Annotated in this window: 25 protein-coding genes; 2 read left to right on the forward strand and 23 right to left on the reverse strand. The window is 39.9% G+C overall.

The window, feature by feature from the left end; translation table 11 throughout:
• Positions 1-4 precede the first annotated feature (4 nt).
• The 16 genes from QSJ81_RS13455 to QSJ81_RS13530 form a co-directional block, all read right to left on the reverse strand.
• On the reverse strand, positions 5-700 hold the full coding sequence (locus QSJ81_RS13455) for a hypothetical protein (RefSeq protein WP_285717891.1): 696 nt from the start codon (positions 698-700) through the stop codon (positions 5-7).
• The gene (locus QSJ81_RS13460; RefSeq protein ID WP_285717892.1) at positions 697-1971 is read right to left on the reverse strand and encodes a hypothetical protein; all 1275 of its coding nucleotides are present in this window, start codon (positions 1969-1971) and stop codon (positions 697-699) included. Before QSJ81_RS13460 ends, QSJ81_RS13455 begins: the two co-directional genes overlap by 4 nt.
• 21 nt (positions 1972-1992) lie before the next feature.
• On the reverse strand, positions 1993-4170 hold the full coding sequence (locus QSJ81_RS13465) for a hypothetical protein (protein WP_285717893.1): 2178 nt from the start codon (positions 4168-4170) through the stop codon (positions 1993-1995).
• 20 nt (positions 4171-4190) lie between these two features.
• The gene (locus tag QSJ81_RS13470; RefSeq protein ID WP_285717894.1) at positions 4191-5039 is read right to left on the reverse strand and encodes a PP2C family protein-serine/threonine phosphatase; all 849 of its coding nucleotides are present in this window, start codon (positions 5037-5039) and stop codon (positions 4191-4193) included.
• A 3-nt stretch (positions 5040-5042) separates the two neighbouring features.
• On the reverse strand, positions 5043-5558 hold the full coding sequence (locus tag QSJ81_RS13475) for an FHA domain-containing protein (RefSeq protein ID WP_285717895.1): 516 nt from the start codon (positions 5556-5558) through the stop codon (positions 5043-5045).
• A 48-nt stretch (positions 5559-5606) separates the two neighbouring features.
• Positions 5607-6197: an FHA domain-containing protein gene (locus QSJ81_RS13480; RefSeq protein WP_285717896.1), complete on the reverse strand. Its 591-nt coding sequence runs from the start codon at positions 6195-6197 to the stop codon at positions 5607-5609.
• A 13-nt stretch (positions 6198-6210) separates the two neighbouring features.
• Positions 6211-6657 (reverse strand): DnaJ domain-containing protein, encoded by a 447-nt coding sequence (locus QSJ81_RS13485; RefSeq protein ID WP_285717897.1) that lies wholly within the window; start codon positions 6655-6657, stop codon positions 6211-6213.
• Between the two features lie 67 nt (positions 6658-6724).
• Positions 6725-7150: a membrane-associated protease 1 gene (locus tag QSJ81_RS13490; protein WP_285717898.1), complete on the reverse strand. Its 426-nt coding sequence runs from the start codon at positions 7148-7150 to the stop codon at positions 6725-6727.
• Positions 7151-7184: 34 nt separating this feature from the next.
• Positions 7185-7610: a membrane-associated protease 1 gene (locus QSJ81_RS13495; RefSeq protein WP_285717899.1), complete on the reverse strand. Its 426-nt coding sequence runs from the start codon at positions 7608-7610 to the stop codon at positions 7185-7187.
• Positions 7611-7706: 96 nt separating this feature from the next.
• Positions 7707-9881 carry a transcriptional regulator gene (locus QSJ81_RS13500; protein WP_285717900.1) on the reverse strand — a complete coding sequence of 725 codons (2175 nt, stop codon included), beginning with the start codon at positions 9879-9881 and terminating at the stop codon, positions 7707-7709.
• 162 nt (positions 9882-10043) lie between these two features.
• Complete coding sequence (locus tag QSJ81_RS13505; RefSeq protein WP_285717901.1) at positions 10044-11672, reverse strand: vWA domain-containing protein; 1629 nt, start codon at positions 11670-11672, stop codon at positions 10044-10046.
• A 450-nt stretch (positions 11673-12122) separates the two neighbouring features.
• Complete coding sequence (locus QSJ81_RS13510) at positions 12123-12716, reverse strand: manganese catalase family protein (protein ID WP_285717902.1); 594 nt, start codon at positions 12714-12716, stop codon at positions 12123-12125.
• 16 nt (positions 12717-12732) lie between these two features.
• Positions 12733-12990 carry a spore coat protein CotJB gene (locus QSJ81_RS13515; protein ID WP_285717903.1) on the reverse strand — a complete coding sequence of 86 codons (258 nt, stop codon included), beginning with the start codon at positions 12988-12990 and terminating at the stop codon, positions 12733-12735.
• 19 nt (positions 12991-13009) lie between these two features.
• Positions 13010-13243 carry a spore coat associated protein CotJA gene (locus QSJ81_RS13520; RefSeq protein ID WP_285717904.1) on the reverse strand — a complete coding sequence of 78 codons (234 nt, stop codon included), beginning with the start codon at positions 13241-13243 and terminating at the stop codon, positions 13010-13012.
• Positions 13244-13322: 79 nt separating this feature from the next.
• The gene (locus QSJ81_RS13525) at positions 13323-13604 is read right to left on the reverse strand and encodes a PspC domain-containing protein (protein WP_285717905.1); all 282 of its coding nucleotides are present in this window, start codon (positions 13602-13604) and stop codon (positions 13323-13325) included.
• Positions 13605-13692: 88 nt separating this feature from the next.
• Positions 13693-14883 (reverse strand): FtsW/RodA/SpoVE family cell cycle protein, encoded by a 1191-nt coding sequence (locus QSJ81_RS13530; RefSeq protein ID WP_285717906.1) that lies wholly within the window; start codon positions 14881-14883, stop codon positions 13693-13695.
• A 132-nt stretch (positions 14884-15015) separates the two neighbouring features.
• On the opposite strand from QSJ81_RS13530, the gene QSJ81_RS13535 reads away from it, so the two are divergent.
• Positions 15016-15993 carry a YncE family protein gene (locus QSJ81_RS13535; protein WP_285717907.1) on the forward strand — a complete coding sequence of 326 codons (978 nt, stop codon included), beginning with the start codon at positions 15016-15018 and terminating at the stop codon, positions 15991-15993.
• A 51-nt stretch (positions 15994-16044) separates the two neighbouring features.
• Here QSJ81_RS13535 and QSJ81_RS13540 read toward each other — a convergent pair whose 3' ends face one another.
• The 5 genes from QSJ81_RS13540 to QSJ81_RS13560 form a co-directional block, all read right to left on the reverse strand.
• Positions 16045-17259, reverse strand: coding sequence for a DUF2935 domain-containing protein (locus tag QSJ81_RS13540; RefSeq protein ID WP_285717908.1), 1215 nt, complete (start codon positions 17257-17259; stop codon positions 16045-16047).
• A 91-nt stretch (positions 17260-17350) separates the two neighbouring features.
• The gene (gene trmB / locus QSJ81_RS13545) at positions 17351-18040 is read right to left on the reverse strand and encodes a tRNA (guanosine(46)-N7)-methyltransferase TrmB (protein ID WP_285717909.1); all 690 of its coding nucleotides are present in this window, start codon (positions 18038-18040) and stop codon (positions 17351-17353) included.
• A gap of 20 nt (positions 18041-18060) precedes the next feature.
• Positions 18061-19962: a sigma 54-interacting transcriptional regulator gene (locus QSJ81_RS13550; protein WP_285717910.1), complete on the reverse strand. Its 1902-nt coding sequence runs from the start codon at positions 19960-19962 to the stop codon at positions 18061-18063.
• 371 nt (positions 19963-20333) lie between these two features.
• On the reverse strand, positions 20334-22136 hold the full coding sequence (locus tag QSJ81_RS13555) for a heme NO-binding domain-containing protein (RefSeq protein ID WP_285717911.1): 1803 nt from the start codon (positions 22134-22136) through the stop codon (positions 20334-20336).
• 134 nt (positions 22137-22270) lie between these two features.
• Complete coding sequence (locus QSJ81_RS13560; RefSeq protein WP_285717912.1) at positions 22271-23800, reverse strand: HD domain-containing phosphohydrolase; 1530 nt, start codon at positions 23798-23800, stop codon at positions 22271-22273.
• A 249-nt stretch (positions 23801-24049) separates the two neighbouring features.
• On the opposite strand from QSJ81_RS13560, the gene QSJ81_RS13565 reads away from it, so the two are divergent.
• Positions 24050-24727 (forward strand): ferredoxin-like domain-containing protein, encoded by a 678-nt coding sequence (locus QSJ81_RS13565; RefSeq protein WP_285717913.1) that lies wholly within the window; start codon positions 24050-24052, stop codon positions 24725-24727.
• Between the two features lie 146 nt (positions 24728-24873).
• Here the strand turns inward: QSJ81_RS13565 and QSJ81_RS13570 are convergent, their stop codons facing one another.
• Both QSJ81_RS13570 and QSJ81_RS13575 read right to left on the reverse strand, forming a co-directional pair.
• The gene (locus QSJ81_RS13570) at positions 24874-25209 is read right to left on the reverse strand and encodes a SemiSWEET family sugar transporter (RefSeq protein ID WP_352230897.1); all 336 of its coding nucleotides are present in this window, start codon (positions 25207-25209) and stop codon (positions 24874-24876) included.
• A gap of 175 nt (positions 25210-25384) precedes the next feature.
• The gene (locus QSJ81_RS13575) at positions 25385-26608 is read right to left on the reverse strand and encodes an HD-GYP domain-containing protein (RefSeq protein WP_285717914.1); all 1224 of its coding nucleotides are present in this window, start codon (positions 26606-26608) and stop codon (positions 25385-25387) included.
• Positions 26609-26654: the final 46 nt, after the last annotated feature.

Here is a 26654-nt window from a genome sequence, read left to right on the forward strand (position 1 = left end):
TTCGTTAGTAAATCACAATGTTGTCAATCTCCATGGTTTGATCTGCGCCAATGATACCAAAATGTTTTTCCCAATAGAGGCGAAAAGCAAAACCTAGCGGCAAAAAGAAGGCCAACAGGGTATCGATTTTTCGCCGAGTTATGGCAGTCTCTGTTGTTCCCAGGTATATGAGTACCTCAGGGGTATCTTCACTCCGGTAGTAAATGATGCCATTTACGAAGATCTGTCGTACCACCTGTTTGAAAAGGTGTACGGAAGCACTGGTACGGTACAGGGAAATCAGACCGCTGAGAAGGATGTGCCGTTCATCAACGTTAAAGACGTTCAGACTTTCTTTGACGCGCTGTCCGAACGCACTATTTTCTATATCGTTAAGGATAAACTTCCCATAATATTCACGTTTGCAAAGGCCTTGGTGACAGTCAATAAAGAGTAAATAATGAGTAATAATATCAAAGAACACAGCCTGAATCTCTTCATGACCCGTAAAATTGATATCGAGAAATTTCTTGAAAATATCGCAAAAGCGGTAATAGGGATTGATTTCTACCGTTGGTTCTGCCTCCAGAGAAACGGTATTCAAATCTTCAAAGGCCATTTCCATATACGGGCTGCAGCTTTTACTATGGACAAAGGTTATGGTTTCCGGTTCTATATCTTGGCGAGTGGCTTTAATTGCCATATCCCAAATATAGTTCATAGTAAAACTCCCTCGCACTTGTAGTCCGGATAGTACAGTTGTACTTCGGATACAAGAAAACTCATCCGATCTGAAATAAATAAGCTGTCCCTGTCAGTGGTAGTAAAGTTGAGAATCAGCCGGTGTTGGCAGTCCGCACGGCGTATTTCATCCTGTATAAAGCAATTCATTTCATAGCTTGCCACATTCTCTATTTCCTGACTGCAAGGCTGAATGGCAATATGGGAAAGACTAAAGTTAGCTGCAGCGGCAAAGGAACCAATGAGCCGTCTAAGCTCGGCCTCCGTACGTATCACCCGTAGGCTTTTTTGTGCCAGAATATCGCTAAATGCCTGCCGTTTAGCATTGGATACCAATGGATAGGTATACACGTCTGTTTTTCCGCCTGTCGGATGAATAATCCGCATGATATCCCATACATCTTTTAATTCGGTTGGCGCTACAATCACTAGCGCCTGCTTGGTGCGACGGACATAGCTAATATTTTTGTTTTGAAAAGCTGCTAGATAGCCATGTTCTATACCGATTCCCTCTAGAGGCACCATATGTTCAAAATTGATTTTATCCTCACAAGGCAAGGGAAAACCCGTACTTTTGAGTTTCAGCAACTCTACATTCCACAAGGGCACCATGTCGTAGTGTACATATTGTCCGTATTCCCCAAAATCGACTTGAATCTGTGTAACCGTTTCGTCATTTTCTAGCGGACGCTGGCAACTTTCCATCAGGACTTCGGCAAAGCGAAAGGCATAAGGATTGTTGATGGTTCTCCAAGGTATATTGTTATTTAGAAAGGTTTCATACAGTTCATTGATTTGGTTTAGATATCTTTTGTCTTCCCGCAAGATAAACTCCGCCGTAATACTGCCTAGGTTGGTAACAATGGTACCGTGAAAAATCCTGCCGCCGTTTATGATGGAAGCAAGCATCCTGTAATCACAGCTAAAAAATACTTGGAGCAGGGGCTCCGCTATTGCATCAACTACAATAGCGGTCAGATTAACCTGTTTTTCTTCTAAATCCCCTACCTGCATTGGCCGCAGAAAATAATGCACCGGATCAAGGTTCTGCCGTGAAACTACAGTGGTATACACATCATAAGAATCAGATACTCCCGACATTTCCGAAAAGACCCGATCTTCTAGTTGCTGATACATCGTTTCACTGTGTTCATAAAGATTGAGAAATACATCATTTAAAACGTCTTTCAAGAGCAGCCTATCTTCCAGATTACTCATTTGATTCAGTTTGGCGGCAATTTGCTCTTTCACGATAGTTCTCCTCTCCTCTGGTTATACTTTGCCATTCGACAGCTTGGTCAACAATTTCAGTTTTTCATTTACTTTATTTACTTCATCTTTTAGTCCAAGCCTTTGATAAATATCACTGGCCAAAATATACAGGTATTTCGCTTGCACGTATTCTCCATTGGGCACTCGGCTATCCGCTTCGGCTACATAGGCAGCTGCCTTATTTTTTTGCTGCTCAGCCGCTGTCACTTTCACATCAAGCAGATCAATTTTTTTCTGAATACTGGCCGCTTCCCCAGTAAGTCCAGCCAAGCCGTAAAGCTGCTGGGCCGTAGCATAACTAAATCTTGCTTCGTCCAGTAGCGCCTGAGCTGCTTTCAGATCGCCTTCTTTTTCCGCTTCCACTGCGCGATGCTGCAGGTCTATTTTTTCCAGGTTTTTCTTCCGATCATTAACCGTATCAATTTTCTTTTGTACTAGCACGGTTTTTTCTTTTTTTCCGCCTTCGTTGTACAGTCCCATTGCCAAGCCATACATATCGATTGCCCCGGCCAAATCCCCTTGCTCATTCGCTAGTTGATCTCCGTCTCTTTCATACTTACTGGCCTCCGTTATCAAGTTATTTAGTAAGGCAGCCTTCTCTGACGCAGTCATACGGTCTTCAATCGCACTAATTTTCTTTTGCACACCTGGAACCTTATCCGATTTGCCGCTTTGGTCATACATGCCTTCAGCAATACTGAGCATGCTAATAGCACCTTGATAGTCACCTTTTTGCGCCAGTCTGTCCCCCTGCTGCTCATAGGTAGCCGCTTCCTGTGCCATGGACTTTTTGCCTTCTTCTATCGCCTTCTGCCCTTCTTCTATTACTTTCTTACCCTCTTCTACCATTTGGGCATCGATTTTGGCCAGTTTTTCCGCTGCTTCTTTTCGCCCGTCATTATAAAAAATCCGGGTGGAGATGACTTTTGCTTCCAGATAGGCTTTGCGAGCTCTTTCATAATCTTTGCGTTCCAGCTTTTGATCCCCGCTCTGCAGTAAATCCGTAATATCCATATAATCACCCGTCAGACGCTGCTGCTTGAGTATATAACTTTGTCCAAGTTGATCGGCGGAATAAGATGCTTCTAATGCTGCCCTATATAAATCCGCAGCTTTCGCTAGGTCCTTTTGCTGCAACGCCATATCGGCCGCCATAATTAAACCCGTCGTTTTATACCATTTTTCTATATCTTTTTGCTCATTTCCCAATTTTAATTGCTGGGCAAGATCCAGCGCTGCCTTGTATTCCTCGGTCGCCCTGGAATAATTTCCTTCCCCGCACAAAATTTGAGCCTGACTGACATGTGCCCCCATAGCTGCTATCTGATCATTTCTATTACCCTGACTAATGTGCATATAGATTAAGAGGCCGATCAGGATAATCAAGATGGGAATGGACGCAATCAGAATTTTTTTAATCAGCGCTTTGCGTTTACCCGGATCAATATATACCTTATCGACAAAGATAGTCGCCAAAGTATAATTCTCCAGATTTTCTGGCTGTCGCGCCATTAGCAAATCTTCTACATTATCCAATGCTTCTTGAGGTTCTTTGGTGTCGCGGATGGCATCCGCCATTTCCCCCTCATCCACGTTTTCCCAAATTCCTCTTGTGAGCAAGGTAAGGGTATCTCCATCTGCTAGCCGAATTTGGGACGATACTTCGGGATTAAAGTCCTTGGGCTGTCCTAGATAACAATATAGGTTATGCCGTTCCAGATGGGCAGATATTTTATCTACCGGGAGGTTTCCTGCTTCCATGAGTTCCTTGGTTAATGACTGATCCATACTCTTATGAATGAGCGTACCTTCCCTGTAAAGATTCAACCTGGTATTTCCCACCAAACCATATACTATGCTGGCATAGTCCGTAACAACTACCGTAATAGAAGCCTTTAAGCGCATCCCCTTACTATGCTGTAATAACTCCTGATTGGTTTCTTTCAGCCAAGTCTTTATATCGTTTTTTTTCATGGATGGTTTATCGGTAAATTGCCTTATCACACTAGTAACTGCCATTTTAGCGCTGTCCAGCTCTAGGTCATCATCAATTCCATCGGCAATGGCATAGCAAGCAAAATCGTCTAATTCTACAAAGGCAAAATAGTCTTTATTTTGTAGGAAACTGCCTCCTTCGGATAGAAAGGCTGTCCTAAAGTTAGCATTGATTTTTCTCATGAATACAGTTCCTCCGCACTTTATCTTCCGGTATACCTTATTACAAATAAGCTGGCATTTTCTTTGTGCCCAGCAGGTTTTTCATTAAACTTTTCGATTATTTTCTCCGCTATTTTTTTACAGGAATAGGAGCTTGCCAAATTATCTTCTAGTTCTACCCAGGAAAGACAATTGTACAGCCCCTGATTCATGACTACGATGATATCACCATGTATAAGTTTGATACCGTCGGCACCCATTTCCACGTTTTTAAAAGCATCACGACCGATATAGTTACTTCGGCGTTTTGTTTGACTAATCGCCAGTGCCTGCTCTCTATCTAAAAGTCCTTGGGCAAACCCTTTGGCTGCCGCGGTTTGCATTGTTTGCCCCTCATTTACGGCAATCAATTCCCTCTTTCTAAGCACAGCAATTTTGACATCGCCTACTGCCGCATAGTAAAGATAACCTTTGCTGACAAGGACAGCGGCCACTACCGCACCGCCCTTATTGCCTTGCAGATATTCCAATACCCTTTTATTACTGCGATTACATGCTTGTGTAAAAAAATATTGAATATTGCCAGTAACATCGCAGGCAGTAAAAATTTCTATACAGGTTTCTACCGTCACCTGTGCTGCCATTTTCCCTGCTCGCCCTTTTCCCATACCATCAGCCAGTACAGCCAAAGTCCCCCAGGCAGTTTCTACTACACCGGCAGCATCTTCCTGGGTTTCTTTTGTACCCATAGCACATTCTTCGGCAATCTCAAGAGTAGAACCATTCGTAAACTTATTCCGCCAATAGCGCTGGCAGAGTAGTACTAGGAGTAGCAATATAGGTACGATAGCAAATAATCCATATTGATCATACAGACTTGTCCATTCCATCTTTTACGCCTCTTGTTCCTCTTTCTTATCTTTCCATTCAAAATGTTCCCCGCAAAATGGAATAAATAAAAATTTACTCTTGCCTAATTCGATGATATCGTAAGCCACCAATTCTTGAGGCACATAAACCGCATCGCCATTTAAATAAGCAAGACCAGAAGATTCACCCGGCAGCAGCACCGCGTTACGTTTCTTGGGGTCATAGACTAATATCGCATGATTCCGGCGGGAAACGGTATTATCGCCCAGTAATTGGATATCCATATCATCGCCACGGCCAATAAAGTTTTTGCCTGTATGAATCTTGTAATCCAAGCCCCGCTGCGCCCCCTCAATACATACCAGCCAGCCACAAACAGGCTCAATTTCTTCATAATATAAATCCTCTTCTACTTCCGCATCTTTTATCTGTGTATTTTGTTTGGCCTTGGTAGCGGTTTCGAGATTACAGTAAGGACAAACCGTTCCATACCGCCTGGCACTAAACATATGTCCATTTTGGCATCTAATGAGACTCAATCTATCTTCACTCCCTATGGTTGCGTATTTTTTGGGAAACACGCTCTTCTATTTGATCATCAAACGTGTATTGGCAATATAGATAATATCACCTGACGTCAACTTGCACGGCCGATTGCTGGTAATCCGGTAACGCATCTGGTCACCTGTTTTTTTGAGGCTTACACTACTTGGTACATGTAGCCCTTCTAAATACCAGTTGTTGGCAGCGAAATTAAGAACGGCATGTTCATCATAAATTAAAGCGTCATACGTACTTTCACTTAAGTCTATATCAACGTCCTTATTCTTTTTGTTTTTACCAATCAATAAGGATACTTTTCCTTGAATTTCCCACTGTTTGATTACATTTCCGCTATCATTAATCATAAGGATAGCATTGATATTATTATTGCACGCAGCAATTGGCTGGCAGCATCTTCTCCAGAATTTTGCAGAATAATACAAGGCAATGGCGGCAAATGCACCTATTGCAATATATTTATTGGTCATGTCCTGATTAAGATACTGATATATAAAGATACATAGAACAACTGCCAAAAGGGAAATGATCCCGTCCAATGACTGCAGGTATTTTCTTGGTAACAAGATTTGCTCTGCAGGTAAATCGAATACTTCTATCCCGTTTTTCTTTCTCAAAAAACCAACCCCATTATTTCTTTTTCGGCTTGAAAAAGCCTTCGAAAATATGTGATGTATCTAAAGGGCTTTTTTTCTTTCCCTGGCTTGTACCTGCAAAGTTTTGGTTTCTCTCCCCTGTTTTAGGATCATAACCAAAAAAATGTTCAAATCGCCTGCCCACATCACCCATATTAAATGTCTCCGTAGAATAGTTAGGCTGCTTTGGCCTTGGTTTTCCACGCTCTTGAAAGCTCTCATTAGCACCTGCTGTATGCAGTGTCGCATCGTATTGTTCCCGCGCCTCTTGATCTCCCAGTGTCCCATAGGCTTCGGTAATTTCTTTAAATTTAGACTCAGCATCCTTATTGCCGGGATTTAAATCTGGATGATATTGTTTCGACAATCTGCGGTAACTTTTTTTGATTTCTTCCTGACTCGATTCTCGCCTTACCGCCAGGATGTCATAGTAATTTTTCATTTTGAAATTCCTTTATGGAAGTTTAAATATTTTTTTAAGAAGGGGGACGATGCCCCCTTCCTATTGGTTATGCGTTATAACCGCCCTCGATTTTTATATCAGGTAACTTATCTTTTTTCTGTTTAAGAATTAACTCAAATGTGCCTGTACCTTCGACATGGCCATAATCTTCTGTATAATCCACTACAAATGCGTTAGGGAAGCTAAACTTTCTAACCATTTGGTCGGCAGCGATTACTTCCACTGTTAACTTGCGGTAGCAATCCGCCTTTTCGGCAGGAACTAAAGACCAGGTAGCAATCTTCATAGTATCATCAGCATTGCCACCATCAACGGCCGCCAAAATCTTTCCACTAATCGTAATCGTCGCTCCTAAATCAGTAGATCGCGCATTAGAATCAATGGGTATATCTGTTTTAAACTGTACTGTTTTAATACTAGCCTTTGGTAAATCAATTGTTTCATTTCCTTCAATTTTTACGTTAAAGCCCATTCCTATCAATCCTTTCCAGCAAAATTATTTTAATCTACGCTGAGTAACCACCCTCAACCTTAACATCCGGCATTTTGTCTTTCTTTTGCTTCATGTGAAGGTAAAAGGTTCCTACTCCGTCTTCATGGCCGTAGTCTTCTGTGTAATCGACTACAAATGCATTGGGGAAGGAGACTTTTCTTACTACCTGATCGGCAGCAATCATCTCAACGGTAAGTTTCCGGTAACAATCTGCTTTCTCAGCCGGCACTACCGACCAAGTTGCAATTTTCATTGTTCCATCTGCCTCTTCGCCGCCCACCGCTGCCAATATTTTACCTGTCACAATAATAGATGTCCCCAAGTCGGTAGACCTCGCGTTAGAGTCATTAGGAGTGTCTGTTAAAAACTTAACGGTTTCAATACTTTTAACTCCTAATTCAATGTTTTCCTGTCCTTCAATTTTGAGTCTAAATCCCATAAGGATGCCTCCTGTTTTTTAGATTAGGTATTATAATTCGGCCTCAAAACCATATGTTTGAGACCGGATACCTCAAACTTGCTTTTTATTGTGCAGTTATGCTTTGCCTGCTACAGTTTTGGTAATTTGTACTTCTAGATTTTTTATATTGCCATTGAAAGTAAGATCAATGTTACAAAGTCCACTTTTATCATCTATGGCATAATTAATATCATCGCCCTCTTGAATAATCGAGTTGATATATCCGCGGGTAGATAGCCATGCACTTTTTTGACTGTTTGGATTTTTGCTGAAGAAATGTACAATATTGTCTTGTTTAAAATCATTACTGTTAAAACGAAGAATTCTTTCAATGTAGGTGCTGACAGTTGTCTTATAGACCGAATCAAAGTCATCTCCATCACTTGCAAGGCTCCTGGCTTTATATACCGTAATTTTTTTAATATCTTTTCCCTGTACTTGGGCGTTTTCTGAAGAAAATATGAAACCGAAGTTCCTTCTGTTTATGGCATTTTTAATATTATTTGTAAATCCAGAGATTTCTTTGGCCAGTGTAGTCGTAACCCTAAGGGCATTATCAGCAGATTCAAGGTCAAAGCGCACACCTGGATAGGATTTATTAACGCTTTTAAAGGATGACCGTAAGAAGTCAGGGCATTGGCACGCTGCAGTAAGGCCGGCAGCCACATAAGAACTTCCAATATACACGCCTTCAATCCAAAGCTTCATAATGTTTTCTTTTTCTTTGGATAGCTCAGCCGCACCAAGATCATTAACGGTCATCTTATTGTCAAGAACAACTCCTGATTTGTCTTTCGGTATAATGGTGAAATTCGGTACACAAGGAATGGCGTATTCACTATAATCCTTGCGCATCAGAGTTGAGCACTTATCAATAAATCGATCGATTCCTGCGGTGGCAACATAATTAAAGGTGGTTTCTTCCCGACACTCAAAGCTGAAGAAAGTTTGAATTTTATAGTCTTTTACTGCGTTTAGCAGCATTACCAATGATTCCATGGTATTGACTTCTTGGCGGTCATTATTATTGTCATTTCCTTTGAACCGTTCTCTGCTTAACCGAGTTTTAGCAGCAACTTCCATACTTACCGAAGGTACAATAGCAAACCAGATGGTATTCGTGAAATCATTTTTTGCATTTACAGTATTCAAAAAGGTGTCTAGACGAGGAAGGTTATTGCTTTTCACCGTCATATCCAATTTTGCATTGGTTACCAGCAAACTAGGCTGCATCCCCTTGTTTTTCACGGCATATTGTTCGAAGAACATTTTGACCCCGATAATCTTTTCTACAAGAGGTTTAACTGTTTTAATAAAATCATCTTTTGCATTCTTATAAAATTCTAGATACGTATTATAATTTTGTACTTCTGTTGGTACATCAACTTCACTTTGAATTGTGGAAGGCAGTGGGCAGAACGTTCTGACCACTAAGCTTTTCACATAACTTGAAGGTCCTTCAGTGATCGCCTCATAATCTTCTTCAAATGCTGTAATTAGTCCGATATTGGCTTTATCATCCAATACCGCCAAAGCCGTACTTTCGCTTTTCGGAGCTTCAATGATTTTGAGCTCACCATTGTCTCCCATACTGAGCACACCAATTTGCAGTGGCTCATTGCTGCCTTTGCCATCACCGGCACCTAATAATAATCGTGTTTTTATATCTTCGATTGCTAGAGGCAGCATAGCCATAACATTGTTGTAATTTGCACTGGCTTCTTCAAACATATAGTTTAATTTGTCACCCATATCCAGCTTTTTGGGATCGCCATCATCTAATGCCTCATATTGATTGTACTGATAGTTAATTTCTTTTCTAGATTGACGAATATCATCCATCACCTTTTTAGGTGAAATCATATCTAACAGGTTTTCAAATTTGAAGTCCACATTTGGAGTTCCTTGTGCACTTTTTGCATCAATCAGAGTCATCAGCATTTTTAGGAAATCATTTTGTTTGGTAATAGGAATTTCAGTAATGCAATTGTCGGGAATATTCTCTGGTTTCTTCAATGTGTACAGCACTTTCTGATTGGCTGCATTGTAAAAAGAATAAATGACTGGTGAAAACTTATCCAAAAATTCATCAAAACTCTTGACTAGTAGTGTCTCATTTATTTCTTTGATTTTCTCATCACTCAGGCTCTCTAAACCTTTCGTATCACCAATCACGGTGATAAGATCCAGTTTTTCTGGATTAATTTCCTCAAATAAGATGGTTCGATTTGTCTGTTCAATTGTTTCCATTTTGCTAGTCCTCTCTCTCAGCAGTTTTTATTTTATCCGATGACTAACCGCTCTTAGAATCCCATCTTCAAGTAGGAATTCAGAGCGGCAAGGCCCCTGGATAAGTGGGACTAAGATTCAGGTGGAACACGCCATCTAAATCAAGTCTTCTTTATGAAAACGCTAATTACACGTTTCAGCTGACTTAACGCTTTTATAATGCAACTCGATTTCCGCTATATTGTCGGGAAAGGTTACATAGATTTTGTCGCCATAGTGCAGAATATATTTTTGATTTTTACAGATCAAGTTCTGCCCCACCACAATGGTACACTCCGACTTATGAGACAATATAATCGTCTTATCAATTCCCGGTGAAAACCATACTTTTTCACCTTCTGTCAGACCTTGATCGGCATTTAGTGTGTGGAGCATATCAAACAAACTAATCTTCTTCTGATGGTTAACATCTTGCAATAGTATTGTCAGTGGTGGAACCTCATCGTCCTCCCCCTGCTTCCACTTCAAATAATAGGCATTGATTTTTCCCGTAAATCTAGGCTTAGGTCGCTTTTCTCGATAATAGATGAGTACCGATATTATAAGGATAAGTAGGACGATTGCCACCTTGTCCCAATCGACAGCAGCACCAACATTGACTTCTACACTCTTTATCATGACGTTATAAAATTTGTTGTCAGCCTGCACGCTATAGGAATATTTTCCCTTGCTAGGAAAGGCATGTTTTACCTCCCACCCATTATCAGTAGCTTGCATCGGAATTTTTACTTCTTCCTGGGTATCCAAATTCTTAATAATAGCCGTTGCTGTAAAGGTACTGTAAAACTTTTTATCAACAATCGACTGATCAAGATTACTATCAATAAGATTTGCTTTCAGCAATATGGATTGACCACTTCTCGGTTGGCTTTCTACTTGGGCTTCGCCTTTTAAGTCATAATACAAGAGCATATTTACTTTAATGACATCATTCGGCGAACTTTTAAAACGAATTTTCACTTCTTGCTGCTCAGGTTGTACTATTTTTACCGTAGAATAATATTGGGTGTTAAAAAAGCTAATATTCCTCGACCCACTAAATACTTGAGTCTCTTTCAAAGCGGATGATGATAAGAAAATAATATTCCCTTCAGCAACATGATAATAGGGCAATTTAATACTTATTTCCTGTGTATCACCAGTAGCCGTAACCGCCGCGATGGGAACAAAACGCGACTTAGAGGTTAGTGTGAAAATGCTATTAAAAATTTCTAGAAGTTCTTGAGGAATGTTGGCAACATAACTGGACGCACCTGTCTTATTGGCAATGTCCTCAAGTAATGCAATATCAACACCATTACGCCCCATAGCTACAGTGTAGATAGGTACACCTTGGGCAGCGGCTTGCTCAACTACATAGTTGATATCATTCCTAGAGTCAGTCGCTGTACGCTGATTCCTTGTAGGATCAATATCAATCTCACCATCAGTCAGTAATACAAGACAAGACTTTCTGCCTGAGTTATCTTTATTTAGAATTTCCCAGCCCTTTTTAAGCCCTAGACCGATATCTGTTCTTCCTGCACGCCCAATCGTATCAAGACTTCTTTTAAAAGTTTCTTTATCTTTATCACTGGATATTTCAGTTAATGGAGTTTCTCCTTCGATAATATCGTTATAAGCTACAAAGCCTATTCGTGTTCGTTTTGAATAACTAATATCGGTAAAAAGTTTTACCATTTCCATACTGATTTTATCTTTATCTGTCTCATTCATTGAATAACTGGTGTCTAATACAAATACGACATCCATATTTTCAGTATCTGTATTTATATTTTGAGCCGAAATATTATTACCGAGAAAAATAAAATTGCATATCAATAACACAATAAAAATAATGACGTATTTTGAGATATTCTTATTATTTAAAATCTTCCTTCCTCCTTTCATTTCCAGTTATTAACTTTATTCTGTTTGCATAGAATAAAGTATTTTGGTAAAGTTTACCTCCCCCTAAAGGTATAGAATGTAAAAAAAAAACCATTTTTTATAGTTTTTTTAGCAAAACCATCTCTACCAAAAGGTATAGACGGCAACAAATCTCACCAAAAATCACGTTATACACTGTTCTTTCGACATTAATCTACTTTTTATAAAAATAAACAACTTACTGTCATAGTTGCTATTTGAAAGACCTCTATTATCAGAAAAAAAACGCTCTATTAAGAAGAAAATCTCCTTAATAGAGCGGTCCTTAATTTTCTATTTTTCTCTATCACAGCCACACCACATATTTTTCTTACTCATATGTTCCTGTACATCATTCAAACATTCGCCAAATCGTTGGAAATGAACGACTTCTCTTTGCCATAAAAAGCGCAGCATATCTTTTACGCAAGGATCATTCGTCATCTGAATAAGGTGCTCGTAAGTAACGCGCGCTTTTTGTTCTGCTGCCATATCTTCTGTTAAATCTGCAATTGGATCGCCAAGACAGGCAATATATTTTGCTGACCACGGTACCCCATTGGCATCTGTCCAGAATAGTCCGTGATTATGTTGTACATACTGACCACCCCAACCAGCCTCTTCATAATCCTTAGGACTAGCCCCATCCGTTAATTTATATACTAAGGCCGCTATCATTTCCATATGGGCCATTTCTTCTGTACCGATATCAGTAAGTAACGCTATCGATTTATCCGTGGGCATAGAATATCGTTGATTCAAATATCGTAAAGATGCGCCTAACTCACCATCTGGTCCACCATATTGAGTAACTACTAGCTTGGCAAAAGCTACGTCAGGACAAGTAACTGTTACGGGGTGCTGTAAACTTTTTTCATATATCCACATTATGCGATTCCCCCATCTATAGTTCCCATGGCCATGGACCTTGTGACCATTGCCATGGTTCTTTGGAATATCCGCCAAAACCAAAATTTAAAAGCGGTCCATATTCATCTTCATACGCTTTTTTATGTTTTTTTAACATCTCAGCAGCACAATTAAAATCATTGATTGCATCCCTATCCATAGGATGGGTGTCTAAAAATAAATTAAGCTCTAACGCAACAAACTGTATCTCCTGAATCTTTTTTAACATACTAAATTGCTGTGTACAACTCACTTTTTTCACCTCCAACGTTTCAATTGGGTATAGGATACACACCATACAATTCAGGGAATAATGTTCCTTTCATCAAAGCCTCTTGAGGACAGAAGGCGTCATCATAACTTTGCCATAAAACATACGCATGGGCTAGTAGCATTCCACTATGTCCATTTTGACCGTTACAATTCCACATTTCTTTCTTTACTCTCTCCGGTTCTTCTTGGTCCTCTATCTCTTCAACCCATTTTATATCTTCATCCTGATTCACTGATCCACCCTCCTCATCACTAACTTACTGTATCTTATGTAATAGGCCATATTTATGTGACTTTACAAAAAAAATCTGATTATTGCCCGGATGTTGGCATAATCAGAAAGGCGAGTATATATAATGCTATGCCGGCCCCACGATAGAAGGCCAGTAAGGCCCAAATGAAACGAATCAAACTTACATCAATACCTGTAAAATTGCTAACTCCTGCGCATACACCTAGCAGCATACCATGGTTCGGATCAAGGGCTAATGATTTATGCAATGCACCACTCATGCCTCCTATATCCCCTTGAAAGAACTGCCAAACAGTCAGTCCACTCACTAAATAAGCTCCTATACGTAATATTCCAAACACAACCTTACCACCTCCTATTATCTTTTATTATTACCAAGTTTACATTTTCTAATCAAAAAGAGATAGTTTTATAACTACCTCTTATCACTTACTTAATTCTATTTAGATTTCTAGCTTGTCTAGCCTTTTTTAACCGGATATCTCGACTCGGATCGGATTCTATTACAGGACCTTGTGGCAATGCCCGATCAGCTTGCCGCCCTACATTAAGCAAAATGCCAATTGCCGTTAGATTCACGATTAAGGATGTTCCACCAAAACTAATAAAGGGTAAAGGTACACCAACGACGGGTAACAAACCTGAAACCATTGCAATGTTAATGACAGCCTGTCCCGAAACCAAAACTATGCTGCCCATCGCTAGCATTTTACCCAATCCATCTGGAGCTTTTAGTGCAATCTTGCCGCCATAAAAAGCTAATAATGCAATCAGTGACAATACTACAAACGCACCTACAAACCCCATTTCCTGACACAATACGGCAAAGGCAAAATCCGTATGGGCCTCAGGCAAATAATGAAACTTACTCGATCCCATACCAAATCCTGTCCCCCAGAATCCACCTGAACCAATAGCCAGTAAGCCTTGCACCGTCTGATAACCAATCCCTTGCTGATAGGCCCAAGGATTAATCCATGCAGCAATCCGTTCTGCACGATAAGCAGCTGCAAAGGTGGCATATACAAATAAGGAAGCACCAAGTCCTAGCAAAATAAATACTTGTTGTTTAGGTAGCCCTGCGAGAATATATAGAATAAGACACACACCTACGATAATGACTGCCGTCCCCATATCTGGTTGTTTTAATACCATAACTCCCAGTATAATTGCAATGTAGAAAGGTACAGATAACAAGGTAATTCTGCGTTTACGATCGATTAAAGGCCCTAAATGAACCGCTGTTATCATCAGTCCTGTCAATTTGGCAAGTTCTGAGGGTTGAAACTGAAAACCAAGGTTTAGCCAACGCCGAGCACCATTTACTTGCACGCCAACAAAATGTACCGCAATTAATAAACATACTGTCACCAACATTAATGGTCCTAGCAACCGATTCAAACGGTGATAGTCAATCCGACTCATCATCATCATCGCAATTATACCAATACCAAAGGTCATAATATGCCGTTTTAGATAATAATAGCCATCTCCCACTGTTTGACCTGCTTCTACGAAGCTTGCACTAAAAATATTAACTGTGCCAATAAGGAATAATAATAGGGTAATGCAAATAACAGCTTCTGTGCTACTTCTCCACAATCTTGATAACTTACTCATTTTATTTCTCCTTCACGACTCTCTACCCCTATTATACAAAATTAATTCTTCATACCCAATAACCAATTTGCCATACCATGAATAATATATAAGGAAATAACACTCATAAACTGGGATAATCGAGGTGAGCACATGGAAAGTCTGTCATATCAACTACTAGTAATTGACGATACTACCCATGCCTTGCTCCTTGTAGATGGCAAACAAGGAGAAATAACAGTTGAAATGCCTTACCCCCTAGAATATACCCCTACTGAACTACGATTGTCCTCTGACTACAGTAAAGCTTATATGCCAGTGATCGGAACCAACGGTACTGGTGCAATTTTCGTCGCCAACCTAGAGCAAAAATCAATTTACCGTTTGCCAGTACAACTACCTCCGCCAGCACAATTCACATTAGCTCCGGATGATACTTGTGCCTACATAGCCGATCCCAATGGCAGGCTATACGCTCTTACTATCCCTTCTATGTCCCTAGTTTCTTGGGGAAACCCAGAAGAAGCTTCCTGTGTTGGTCTAGCTGCCAGTTCTAGTGCTGTCTACAGCGTATGGGAACAAGATAATCAAGGTTTTCTTGCAGTTTTCACTCCCATGGGGGAATTAGTACAAGAGTTTCCTATTCCAGGAATTCCAACAAATATCATCTTAGATGATACGGGACATACCGTTTTAATCCCCTTTACTAGTACTGCTTTTACATTAGAAGGAGTTATAGTCTTTAAACCAACAGAGGAAAATGAATCGAGCCCTTGTACTATGATTAGTGATACATGTCTTTATCCTCAGGATAAAAGCAGTTCTCCTGCCTACCCTTGCCACGTCGCAATCTCCTCTAAGGAACAAGTTGCCTATATTGTGAATGAGGAAAGTGGTTCAATTACGGTAATTGATCTCCCGAGTGCCACGATCACCCGCCATATTAAGCTTGGTCGTTCTATCTCGTGCTTACATCTATTGCCAAGCAGTAACTTGGCTATCGCAACTAGCCATATCTTCGCCGATCTTAGTATGATTGATTTGGCAAACGGACGTTTATTATCAACTACAAATACCGAGCGACAACTATTAGGATATATAGCAGTAATACCCTTACCAATTTCAGAATAAAAAAGACTTGGCTTAAATGCCAAGTCCTTTTTTTATTACCTGGCAAACTACTTACTCAGGTTTTTTCCCTAATTGACGAGGCCATTTCCCGCTCCATTTATATTTAACATCACTAGTTTTGCTCTCTGCTTTTTCCATCACAGGATTGACATTTTCTTCTTGCAAAATGACTTCCGCTTTTACTACTTCTTTTGCCTGGAATGCTTTGCCCATGCTTTCCGGTTTGTTGAACTTGGGCTCTTTACTCATTTTAATTTTACTGTTCACTTTTTCATTTGTAACTATTTCTACTTCTACTTTTGGCTCTAGCACTGGCTCTGGTTCTGGCTCTCTTACTTCTTCTGTAAAATCCTCATCACGTCCTGGTTTCATTAAAGTCGGTATCTTACAGTTATCATTCGTGTCTATTATTGTTTCCATTAAAGGGGTCTCTCCAATATCCTCCAAGGATGCTACCGCCATGTTTTTCACGACGCCTTTTTCCATCATCGTCAAGATTAATAGAAAATGCTCTGCTTCTCGCCTTACATGATCTGCTAGCAAGGCAGGAATTAACCCTACTAATCGGCACTCTTCGATCATATCTTGTGCTGCACGTTTAAAATCTCTCAGACGCAAGACGGAAACACGAACATCTTGAATAAACCGTTTAAAAGAAGGAACCTCGGAATACCCCTGCAACATACTAGAGAAATCTCTTCCTTGTAAAAATAGTTCATCAAACTCTTGGGAAAACTCATTTGCAGTCTGAATTAAGTTACGTTCAGAAGGATCCAATAAATGACTAATGAAATAAGTATGATCCGCCATTATACGAAGCCAAAATACATTTTCTTGTGCCTTAGTTCCCCCGCTTAAAGCTACTCTGCCATTTCTCATTTTTTCTAATAGACGCAGAAAATACTCCGCTTCACGCGCCATATGATCTAAGAACAGGGGAAAATTATAACCCGCTAATTTGCACTCGAGCATCCGATGTAATAAACCACGTTTATAAGTATAAAAGTCCTTTACTAAAACCTGAGCATCAGTAACGATCTCCATGAATTTCTTTTCATTTTGCACTCTTTCCGCGCGTACGCGCAAGGATTCGAATTCACGTTGAAAAGATTCGGCCTCATCAATTGAATCAGCATTCTCTTTAGGTAAACCAGACCTAATAAATATGGCATGCTCTTCCATGATTCGCAACCAAAACTTAACTTCTTCTACGTTGAGTGGTTCCAAGGGCTCAGGAACCATATAAGACATGTTTTGACGCGGCATAGCAACACTCCCTTTTTGCTCCCACTACATTTGTTACATTCTATGCCGCAACTTTGATTTCTGTTATAAAAAATTTTAAAAATAGTATTTTCTACGGAAATTTTATCTCACACCGATTAATACTCGTACCCATGCCGCTAAATTTCGTCTCATATTCTGTCATTACATTTCCTTGATAATCACTCTTATGCAAATCAAAAGTTACTTGATTTACCTCTAAATTACAAGCTGCAAACTGCTCTAATGAAAAATCAAATAAAGGTCTATTATCGGTCTTAAAGAATATTTCTCCGCCCTTTGCAAGTAATAGGCGATACTTGTCCAGAAAGTTGGCATGGGTTAAACGTCGTCTAGCATGCCGCGCCTTAGGCCATGGATCACAAAAGTTAATATAAAATCGATCTACCTCACCTGGAGCGAAAATATCTAATACTTGGTTAATATCAAAAACAAGCAGCCGAACATTAGTAAGGTTCTTTTCCCTTGCCTTTAGGGCCGCATAGTATAAAACATCTTGTTGGGCTTCAATTCCAATAAAATTAATTTCCGGATTTTCTTCCGCCAACTGGGTGATGAACTTCCCCTTACCTGTTCCAAGTTCAACATGCAAAGGCGCATTTCGACCAAAAACTTCATGCCAATGCCCTTTTCTATGCTCATGAACATTCGTTCTCTCCTGATCTGGCTTTCCATATGTACCATAGGGAATTTCTTTTATTACTACGATATCTTTATATTCTTCTAATGCCTCATCTACCCAAGGCTTTCTTCTTAGTCGCATTCCTATACCACCTATATCCTCTATTCTTTATCTAAACCAAATTTTTTCAAATATCTGTACAGCGTAACACGACTAACATCTAGCATATTCGCAAGACGACTAATGTTACCACCAGCAACCTTCCATGCCTCTACAAAGATCTCTTTATCTTCTTTCCAAGCAGAACTAATGCCAGTTTCACCAAGCAGGCTAATATCTTTCAGAGCAATTTTACTTCCTTCTGTATTAAAGAAGGCCTGCTCTACAACTCCTTGCAACTGTTTAATGTTACCAGGCCATTCATAAGACATCAAAAGCTCTTTTGCTTCGCTCAGGAGTTCCTTTACTGGCATATTATGCTGCTCCGCCAATTCTTCAATAATATGTTCAGCCAAGAGCGGAATGTCTTCACGCCGCGCCCGTAAAGGCGGGATGCGAATCATGCTTTTTGAGATGATCTCATACAGAGGTGCAAAGAAAACTCCCTTTTCCGTTAGGCGTTTCAAATCACTATCGCAGGCTGCAATGATACGAATATCAAAACTACGCTGTACATCTTCCCCTACGCGACGTAACTGGCGTTCTTTCAAACATTCAGCTAATTGGGAAGCTACATGCAGAGGCATTTTTTCAATTTCGTCTAAGAATAAAGTACCGCCATTAGCCAGCTCTAGCTTCCCTGGGCGGCTTTCATCCTTATATTCACCACTGCCAAATAATTCTTCCTCTAATACTTCTGGCAGTATATCACCGCACTTCAATGAAATGAGCGGACCTGCAGCTCTGACACTTGCTTGATGTATAGCATGGGCCATCCGTTGTTTACCAGTACCAGATTCGCCTTGCAATAATAGGTGATTGTTATTACGGGCTACTCTTCCTGCCTTTTCTTGCATTGTAATGAATACAGGAGTTTCTCCTACCATACTAGCAAGGCTATATCTGGCTTTGTAGCCAACAGCATGAGCAACTAGGGTTCTCAAATCCTCAATTGGCAAAGACACAGCAACAACACTGGTTACTACCTTCTCCTGCTCTAGAGGTATTACCGTGGTAATATCTTCGTATGTTTTTCGCTGGGTAATCCATGTCACTTCTTTATTATAGGATGGTATTCCTTTGAAACCTTTATACAAGGGTGTATGACGATAATTCAAGACCACATCATTTAGGTTCGCTACAATATCATTATTAACAGCATCAATCCCCGCCAAACGACTTTTCCCTAACTTATTACTATAGACAACATCGCCGCCTGGTACAATGTGATACACCGCAAAGGGTACGGAATCTAAAATCGCATGACGTGCCTCTAACTGGTCTAAGATAGTTAAATGCTGTTCCATAGAATATTTAATACTGAGCAGCAAAGATACCACTGCACTGTAGGGTAATGATTCTTGCTCAACTGACACAATTGTTACAATATATACTAACTGACCATCTACCATAATCGGCACAGAGCAGGCGTCACCATCCTGACATTCCTTAATCCACATCTCTGGACCAAATAGTAAGAAGGGTACCTTATGTTCATGAACAATACTAATGCTTGATGTTCCAATATCTTCTTCTGCCAATCTTGATCCTTCTAATTCTCCAGGGCTCTTTTGAAAAAATGGCAACGCATAATTTTTCATTACATAACACTCTTGGTCTAACAACAAAAGACTTAAGTTATATACATTGAAATGCTCCCTAGTTTGATTATACAAACCATTTAGATACTCCATCGCTGCATGATGTAAATGTTGTCTTCTAGCTAATTCTTCCTTGTTAAGCTTAATCAATTTAGGTAAGTCCTTTGAAGGAATACCTTGTTCCCGGCTTTTTTCCCAGGAATCGGCTACCCATGGGTGTACATTGGGGTCCATTACACCCGTACTAGTAAACTTTTCATAATAGGTTACAAGCTTTTCTTTACTGCGCCGCTCTCTTATCATATAAATCCTCCATGTGTCTTATCATATTTAGCATCTTAAATCATCAACGTTAGAACGTGCTTACTAAAAACACGCAGGAACAACAATGCAGATGAGTGTTTTTTATAGTACATAATAGAAAAATAATATCACACATTTAAGAAAAACTATAGTACTCTTACTATTATTGTCTCCATTTCCTAGTTTTTTAGGATCATTATCCTATTTCATAAAAAAAGACTTGGCTTAGGCCAAGTCCTCAGACGCAGGCAGAAGCCTTAGCCATTTACTTGGAATCAAGGAAGTATTATACTTTCTGATTCCGCAAAAAAATTGAGTAGGTTGACAATTTGCCGAACCTACTCAATCAAATCAAAATCACTACCTATTGATCAAGTACGATATTGATTTACGTCTTCACTAAAATGCTGAATAACCACTTTAAATTCACCAATTTTACTCATCATATCCTGCAATTTATCATTGTATACCTGAACCGATGCACTGACTTCCTCACTCGCAGCAGAATTTTCTTCTGAAATAGCTGCTAAGGATTCAATCTTTCCATATACCTGTCCAAGCCCTGTCATCTCATGTTCTAACTTTCCAATCATATCTACAATATTCGTAGCTACATTCTGCACATTACCTACATGACGACTATTGCTTGCTACCACTTCATTCAGTTGATGACTTTCTACTGCCAATACATCATATTCTTCTTCAATCATCGCTACGACACCGCTAATAATATCCATTAATACCTTTAAATCACTAGTAATACTATCGGAATGTTGATGAGATTGTTCCGCTAATTTGCGTACTTCTTCTGCTACAACGGCAAAGCCTCTTCCCTGCTCTCCTGCCCTTGCTGCCTCAATGGCTGCATTTAGTGCCAATAAATTGGTCTGGCCAGCAATCGCAGCTACCATGCCCGTAATTTCCGTAATCTTCGTAGCTTGTAATTGAAGATTTCCCGCCGACTTCTTTACCTCGGCAAATTTTTCTAAACTATGTTCTAATTTAGCACCAGATGCCTGTACTTCCCCAAAGCCATGATTGATTTCCGATACTGCTGCCTCGAGTTGTACTTTATTACGATTTTGCTCCACAACAAACTTTTTCAATGTATCTAAATTGCCACTTAAAATGCCAACTGCCTCTGTTGTTTCCACGGCCTGATTGCTAGCCGCTGTTGCCACATCATAGACAACACCAGAAATACTATGAGACGTCTCTGACATTTTATCAGCTAAGGTATTGAAAAGATCCGCAAAGCGGTTCATTTCATCTCCAGTGCCTTTAAATCCTACAAATTCCCGTTTTAAACGCTTCTTATACAAGGAAAGCCCTTGCATCAGATCTTCGAATTGATCATTTGTATGTAGTTTTGTTTCAAGGAAGTACTTTCTTTCTTGTATGTTCCCAATCTCTTTTTGAATAGAAGTAAAGGGTTTTAAAAGCAGAGCAGATGCAAAAGCTGCGAGCCCACCGCTAATAATTGCCGACCACAGAGGAATGGATGCCCCCATCATAGCTACTATGGCATCGACCACAACCGTTAACAAGGTTGCGGCCACACCGATTTTAACTGGTAAGCTTTTGATAAATCCAAAGGATAATAGCTTGTTAATACGGTATGTTTCGTGTTGAGTAATCGGATTTTCAAAGCAAATTTTTATTTTAACATGACCGGTAGACTTTTCAAGCACTTCTGTTTTGATCTTTTCTTTGAAATGCTCTGCAGCTCCGACAATAAGACCATTAAGGTACCCAAACATTCCCCTCTTGGAGCGATAACTAAAAACGGCCTCATATTCAGAGATCGGCTCAATTAAGATTTCTGGAGGATTAGCACCCGGTATTCGTTTTACCACTACAACATGTACATCATACATGGACCGCAAGAAAGAATATAAGTTTTCTTGCTGAAAAAATGCCGGATAAGCCTCTAAGAACGCTCTCACATTGTCCTTACCAATCGTTAACCATATTTCATCCTCTGATTTTCCTGAAGATGTGGCTAAAGTCCCAATGAACTTTCGAACCTCACTATCTTCAATATCTTCAGTAGGCCCTACAATCCGGTCCTTTGCCCATCCTGCACTTTGCATGGCCTTACCAACTAATTCCGGACCCCACATATTTCTTGCAGTGCCAACCCATGTAGCAACAACTGTCCCTTTAATAACCATCACCCCATCAAGATTGTAATAATCTTCTATTTTATCTTTTACTTTTTATTTCGCTATTTATTTCCATTTTCCTGCCCAGATTATATTAATTATCATTTAAAAAGCATTGTTAAAAAAGGTCAGCATATGCCGACCTAAACACCCTCGATCTCTCTATAAAATTTTTCATACAATGCTACACTCTCTTGTGCACTGTGGTTTATTTGTAAAAAGGCACGAATTACTCGAGGATCAAATTGAGTTCCACTGTTTCTTACTAATTCAGCCATAGCCTCTTCATATGGTCGCCCCTTGCGATAGGGTCTATCACTAATCATGGCTTCAAATGCATCGGCAACAGAACATATCCTTGCCAATAAGGGAATGGCATCACCCTTCAAGCCATTAGGATACCCCTTACCATCAAATCGTTCTTGATGATATAAGGCAATCCGAGCTGCCTCCCGCAAATATTCGGCACCTTGCAAAATTTGATATCCAATGATCGGATGCTGCTTTATCTTTTCATATTCTTCTGCTGTTAAATTTCCTTCCTTAAGTAAAATATCATCACTAATCGCTAACTTACCAATGTCGTGAAGCAATGTTCCCCAATGAAGATATAAAAGTTCGTTTTCAGAAAGCTTCATCTCTCGCCCAATCTCTAAGGCAATATTATTGACAGCTAGGGAATGATTCGCAGTACCGCTTTCCCTTTTCTCAAGGGCACTAAAAAAGGCGCGAATCGTAACATCATAAGCATGAACTAGCTCCTGATTCGCCTCCCTTAAACGACTCGTGGCGACCTCTACTTTCCGGCGTAAAGAATAAACAAACAATACGACTATACCAATCAAAACAATTGCTCCAAAAACACCCCAAGTAATAAACTCCATAAGACGAGGATTACCAAAAATTTCTCGAAGAAAATAATTTTCACCAAACCACTTATCCTGCAATTGCTTGAGTTTACCTGTTTTCTTTAAATGATCAATTCCAACATTTAGATTTGATAGTAGGACAGTGTTTCCTTTTGGTACTCCTAATGAATAAGAATTCACAGCTAGCGGGGTTCCAACAACCTTGATATTACCATGTAAATTATGCTGATTGATCCAGTACATACCTATAAAGTAACTACCTACAACAGCATCCAATTCACCTTCTGACAGAGCCTTCAATGCATCTTTTTGATTTGTATACCGATTTAAGTGCAGGTTAGGAAGATGGCTCTTCAAAAAATCCTCGCCAAAATCTCCACGCTGTACTCCCACTCGGCGATTCACCAAATCATTTGCAGATCTGATTAAAAAATTACTCCGCATTGTAAAAATAACGAGCCGAGTTTCCAAGTATGGCTCGGTGAAATCAAAAAATTTTTCTCGTTCTGGCGTATCCACAACACCAATTAATATGTCGCCCTTGCCTTGCGCCACGTTCTCTTTGGCATTGTCCCAATCTAGTAACATAATATCAAAGGTACCAGCGCCCTCATTTTCTAATAGATGAATAAAATCAACATCATAACCATCTTGCTGTCCCATCTCATTAACAAATACCAAAGGAGGATGTGCATTATCGCCAAAGGCTCTGTATGTATCATTTCGATTCGCGAACCCCCAGGTAGGCTGGAGTAAAATTAATAATCCTAGCGTCATAGTACTTATCTTCCTTGCTAATGACACAATTTTTATCCTCCTATATGGATAAGACCTATCCATCCCTTATCTTATAAAATAATGAATCCCAATTATCGTAAAGTAGAATCCTACAAACAGCAGCTTTCTTATTACTAAAAAACTTCCAATCTGATTATTCGACGACAACATAGGAAGCCCCTGCCTATTCTACCCATGTGATATTGATCACAGACGAGAATTCTAAACGATCTATAATAAAGTGGAGGATACCATGTCTCTAAAGGAGGATCTATTATGACAATTCCATTTGCTAGCATTCCTATTTTGAATAAGAAAATCAAGTTTCCTGTTACACCTCATATTCCTGGCGGGTTAACCACCTCTGCCCAACTTAGGCAAATTGCTGAGATTGCTGATAAGTATGAGGGCTCCTTAAAGATAGTAGGAAATACGATTACGATTATCGGACTTAATTTGAGTGATGGAGAAAAAGCCCTTGCCGAACTGAATTGCCAAGGAGAATCCTTTATTGCGAAGGCAGTACGGTCCGTTGCATTTTGTCCTGGCAAACCCGACTGCCCCAGAGCATTGCAGGATAGCTCTAGCTTAGGACTAGCCCTTGATAAAGAATTCTTTGGGCAAGAGCTGCCAGGTAAACTTCGAATTGGCGTGAGTGGTTGCCCTAATTGCTGTATTGAACCCTTAGTCAAAGATATCGGTATGTATGGAACGGCCAAAGGTTACACCTTAGCCGTAGGCGGCAACTCCGGCTTTTCAGCTCAAATTGCCACAGTCGTCGCAGAAAAAGTTCCTGCTGAAGAAATCCCTAGTATCATACAATCTATACTAACGTTCTATCGACAACACGGAAAAGCCAAAGAACGCCTAGGACAACTCATTACTCGTATTGGTTGGGAGCAATTCATCAATGAAACGATACCTACTCAATATAAGAAGAAACTTGACTTGTGACAGTACACGGGCGCAGGCAGAAGCCTTAGTCGCTCTTACTTGGAAGCAAGAAAGTGTTATACTTTCTGATTCCGTAAGAAGATAAAGAAATAGATAAAAGCACTTGCATTTTTCTGCAAGTGCTTTTATCTATTTCTTCTATTGCCCTATTCTTCTTTACTAAACTCTGTATTGCGGTGATTGCTATACTTTACCCAAAAAAGGGTTGCCACAGAACAAAAAGTCACTGCATTCGCAGAAACCAGAGAAAGGCTTTCAATAAATACTCCGTAAACTAGCCAGAAAAACACTCCAGCAATCATCATAATCAGCCACGTCCAAGATAAGTCATCTGTTGATTTTGTTTTCACCGTTTTCACTACTTGAGGAAAAAATGCAAAAGTTGTTAAAACTGCTGCTAGCATTCCAATCAGTTCAATCAGTACAAAAACCCCCTCAACAATATATATATATAAAAAAAACTCGCACCACGCGAGAGTAATTTTCCTAGATTATTCGGGGCAACGGAGTTCCCCCAAGACTAGCAAGCATCCACCCCAACACTTACTAATCATTAACTCCGCTGCTTCATTATCTATTCTATCACAAAACAGTACACTATAAAAGTCCAAACTGCCAACCTTTTGTAAAAACTTTAGAATTCTTACTTTTTCTTTACTAAATCTTTATCTGTACCATATCATAAACACAGTCAAAATGTTTAAATAGGTCTTCTACCAGATTACCATCTATTTTTTTATTATCTACCATACTACACATAATGCTCTTCACTTTACTCGGAGGCAATATTGGGCGATAAGGACGATTCTCGGTAAGGGCTGCAAATACATCTGCAACAGCGACTATTCGTGAACCATTCTTAAGCTGAGACTCTTTAATCCGGAAGGGATACCCTGAGCCATCTAGTGTCTCATGGTGATAGGCAGCCCACTCAGCAATCGTACCAAATCCATCAATTTGTTCTAAGATACGATAGGTATAGTAGGTATGCTGCTTAATCAAAGAAAACTCCTGACTTGTCAACTGCCCAGGCTTCTCTAATATTTCATTGGGCACAGCCAACTTACCTAAATCATGAAGCAAACCAGCAATACGCATAGCTTTGCTTTCCTCTTCACTATAACCTCGAACCTTGGACAAAAACGAGGACACCATAGCGACATTACGAGAATGGGCACCCGTAAAAGAACTGGTATGATCAATGATATTGGCAAATATCTCAGCAATTTCCAAAATATCATCAATATTAAAACGCATATGCCCATACCTATTTATATCATTAAAGAAATGCTGGGCGTAATTAGGATCTGCTAATTCTAACCAAAAGCTTTCTTTTTTTGAAAAATCATTGAGTGCCTTTACTAAGTCGGGATCAAAATAAATTCCACTTAGATTTCGTATTGCATTCAAGATGCCTGCTCTTTGCCCAAGAATGTATTCTTTATCACGAATTAATATTTCGATTCGGTCGGCTACGTTTATAATACGACTGATGAGAGGAATTTGATCACCCGCTAGTCCTGATGGACTAGAGCCATCCCAAAAGTCATGATGATGGCGAATTGGCTTAGCAAGCATACTAAGCTTACTGGAATTTTTAAGTAGATGATAGCCACCCTCTGCATGCTCATAAATGTCCCTGCCCACTTCAAACTGATGCAATCTTGCTTTTTCTTCCCAACGAGCTGCAGCCCCTAGATCATGAAGTAATGCAGCATATACCAAGATTTGTCGTTGCCACTCATCCATCCCTATGGCTTCCCCTATACGATTACTAATCATCGCTGTCCGCCAGTGGTGACGGGACAAGCCTCCATTTGACAGTTCTAACGCCAATGATAAGGCTCTGAATAAATTAATTGGGTGGATATTATATAACATCCCTCTTCCCCCTTTTGAGCCCGTTCATAATAAAGAAGACTTGATT

Origin of the sequence: Pelosinus sp. IPA-1 (assembly GCF_030269905.1) — a bacterium.
GTDB lineage: Bacteria > Bacillota > Negativicutes > DSM-13327 > DSM-13327 > Pelosinus.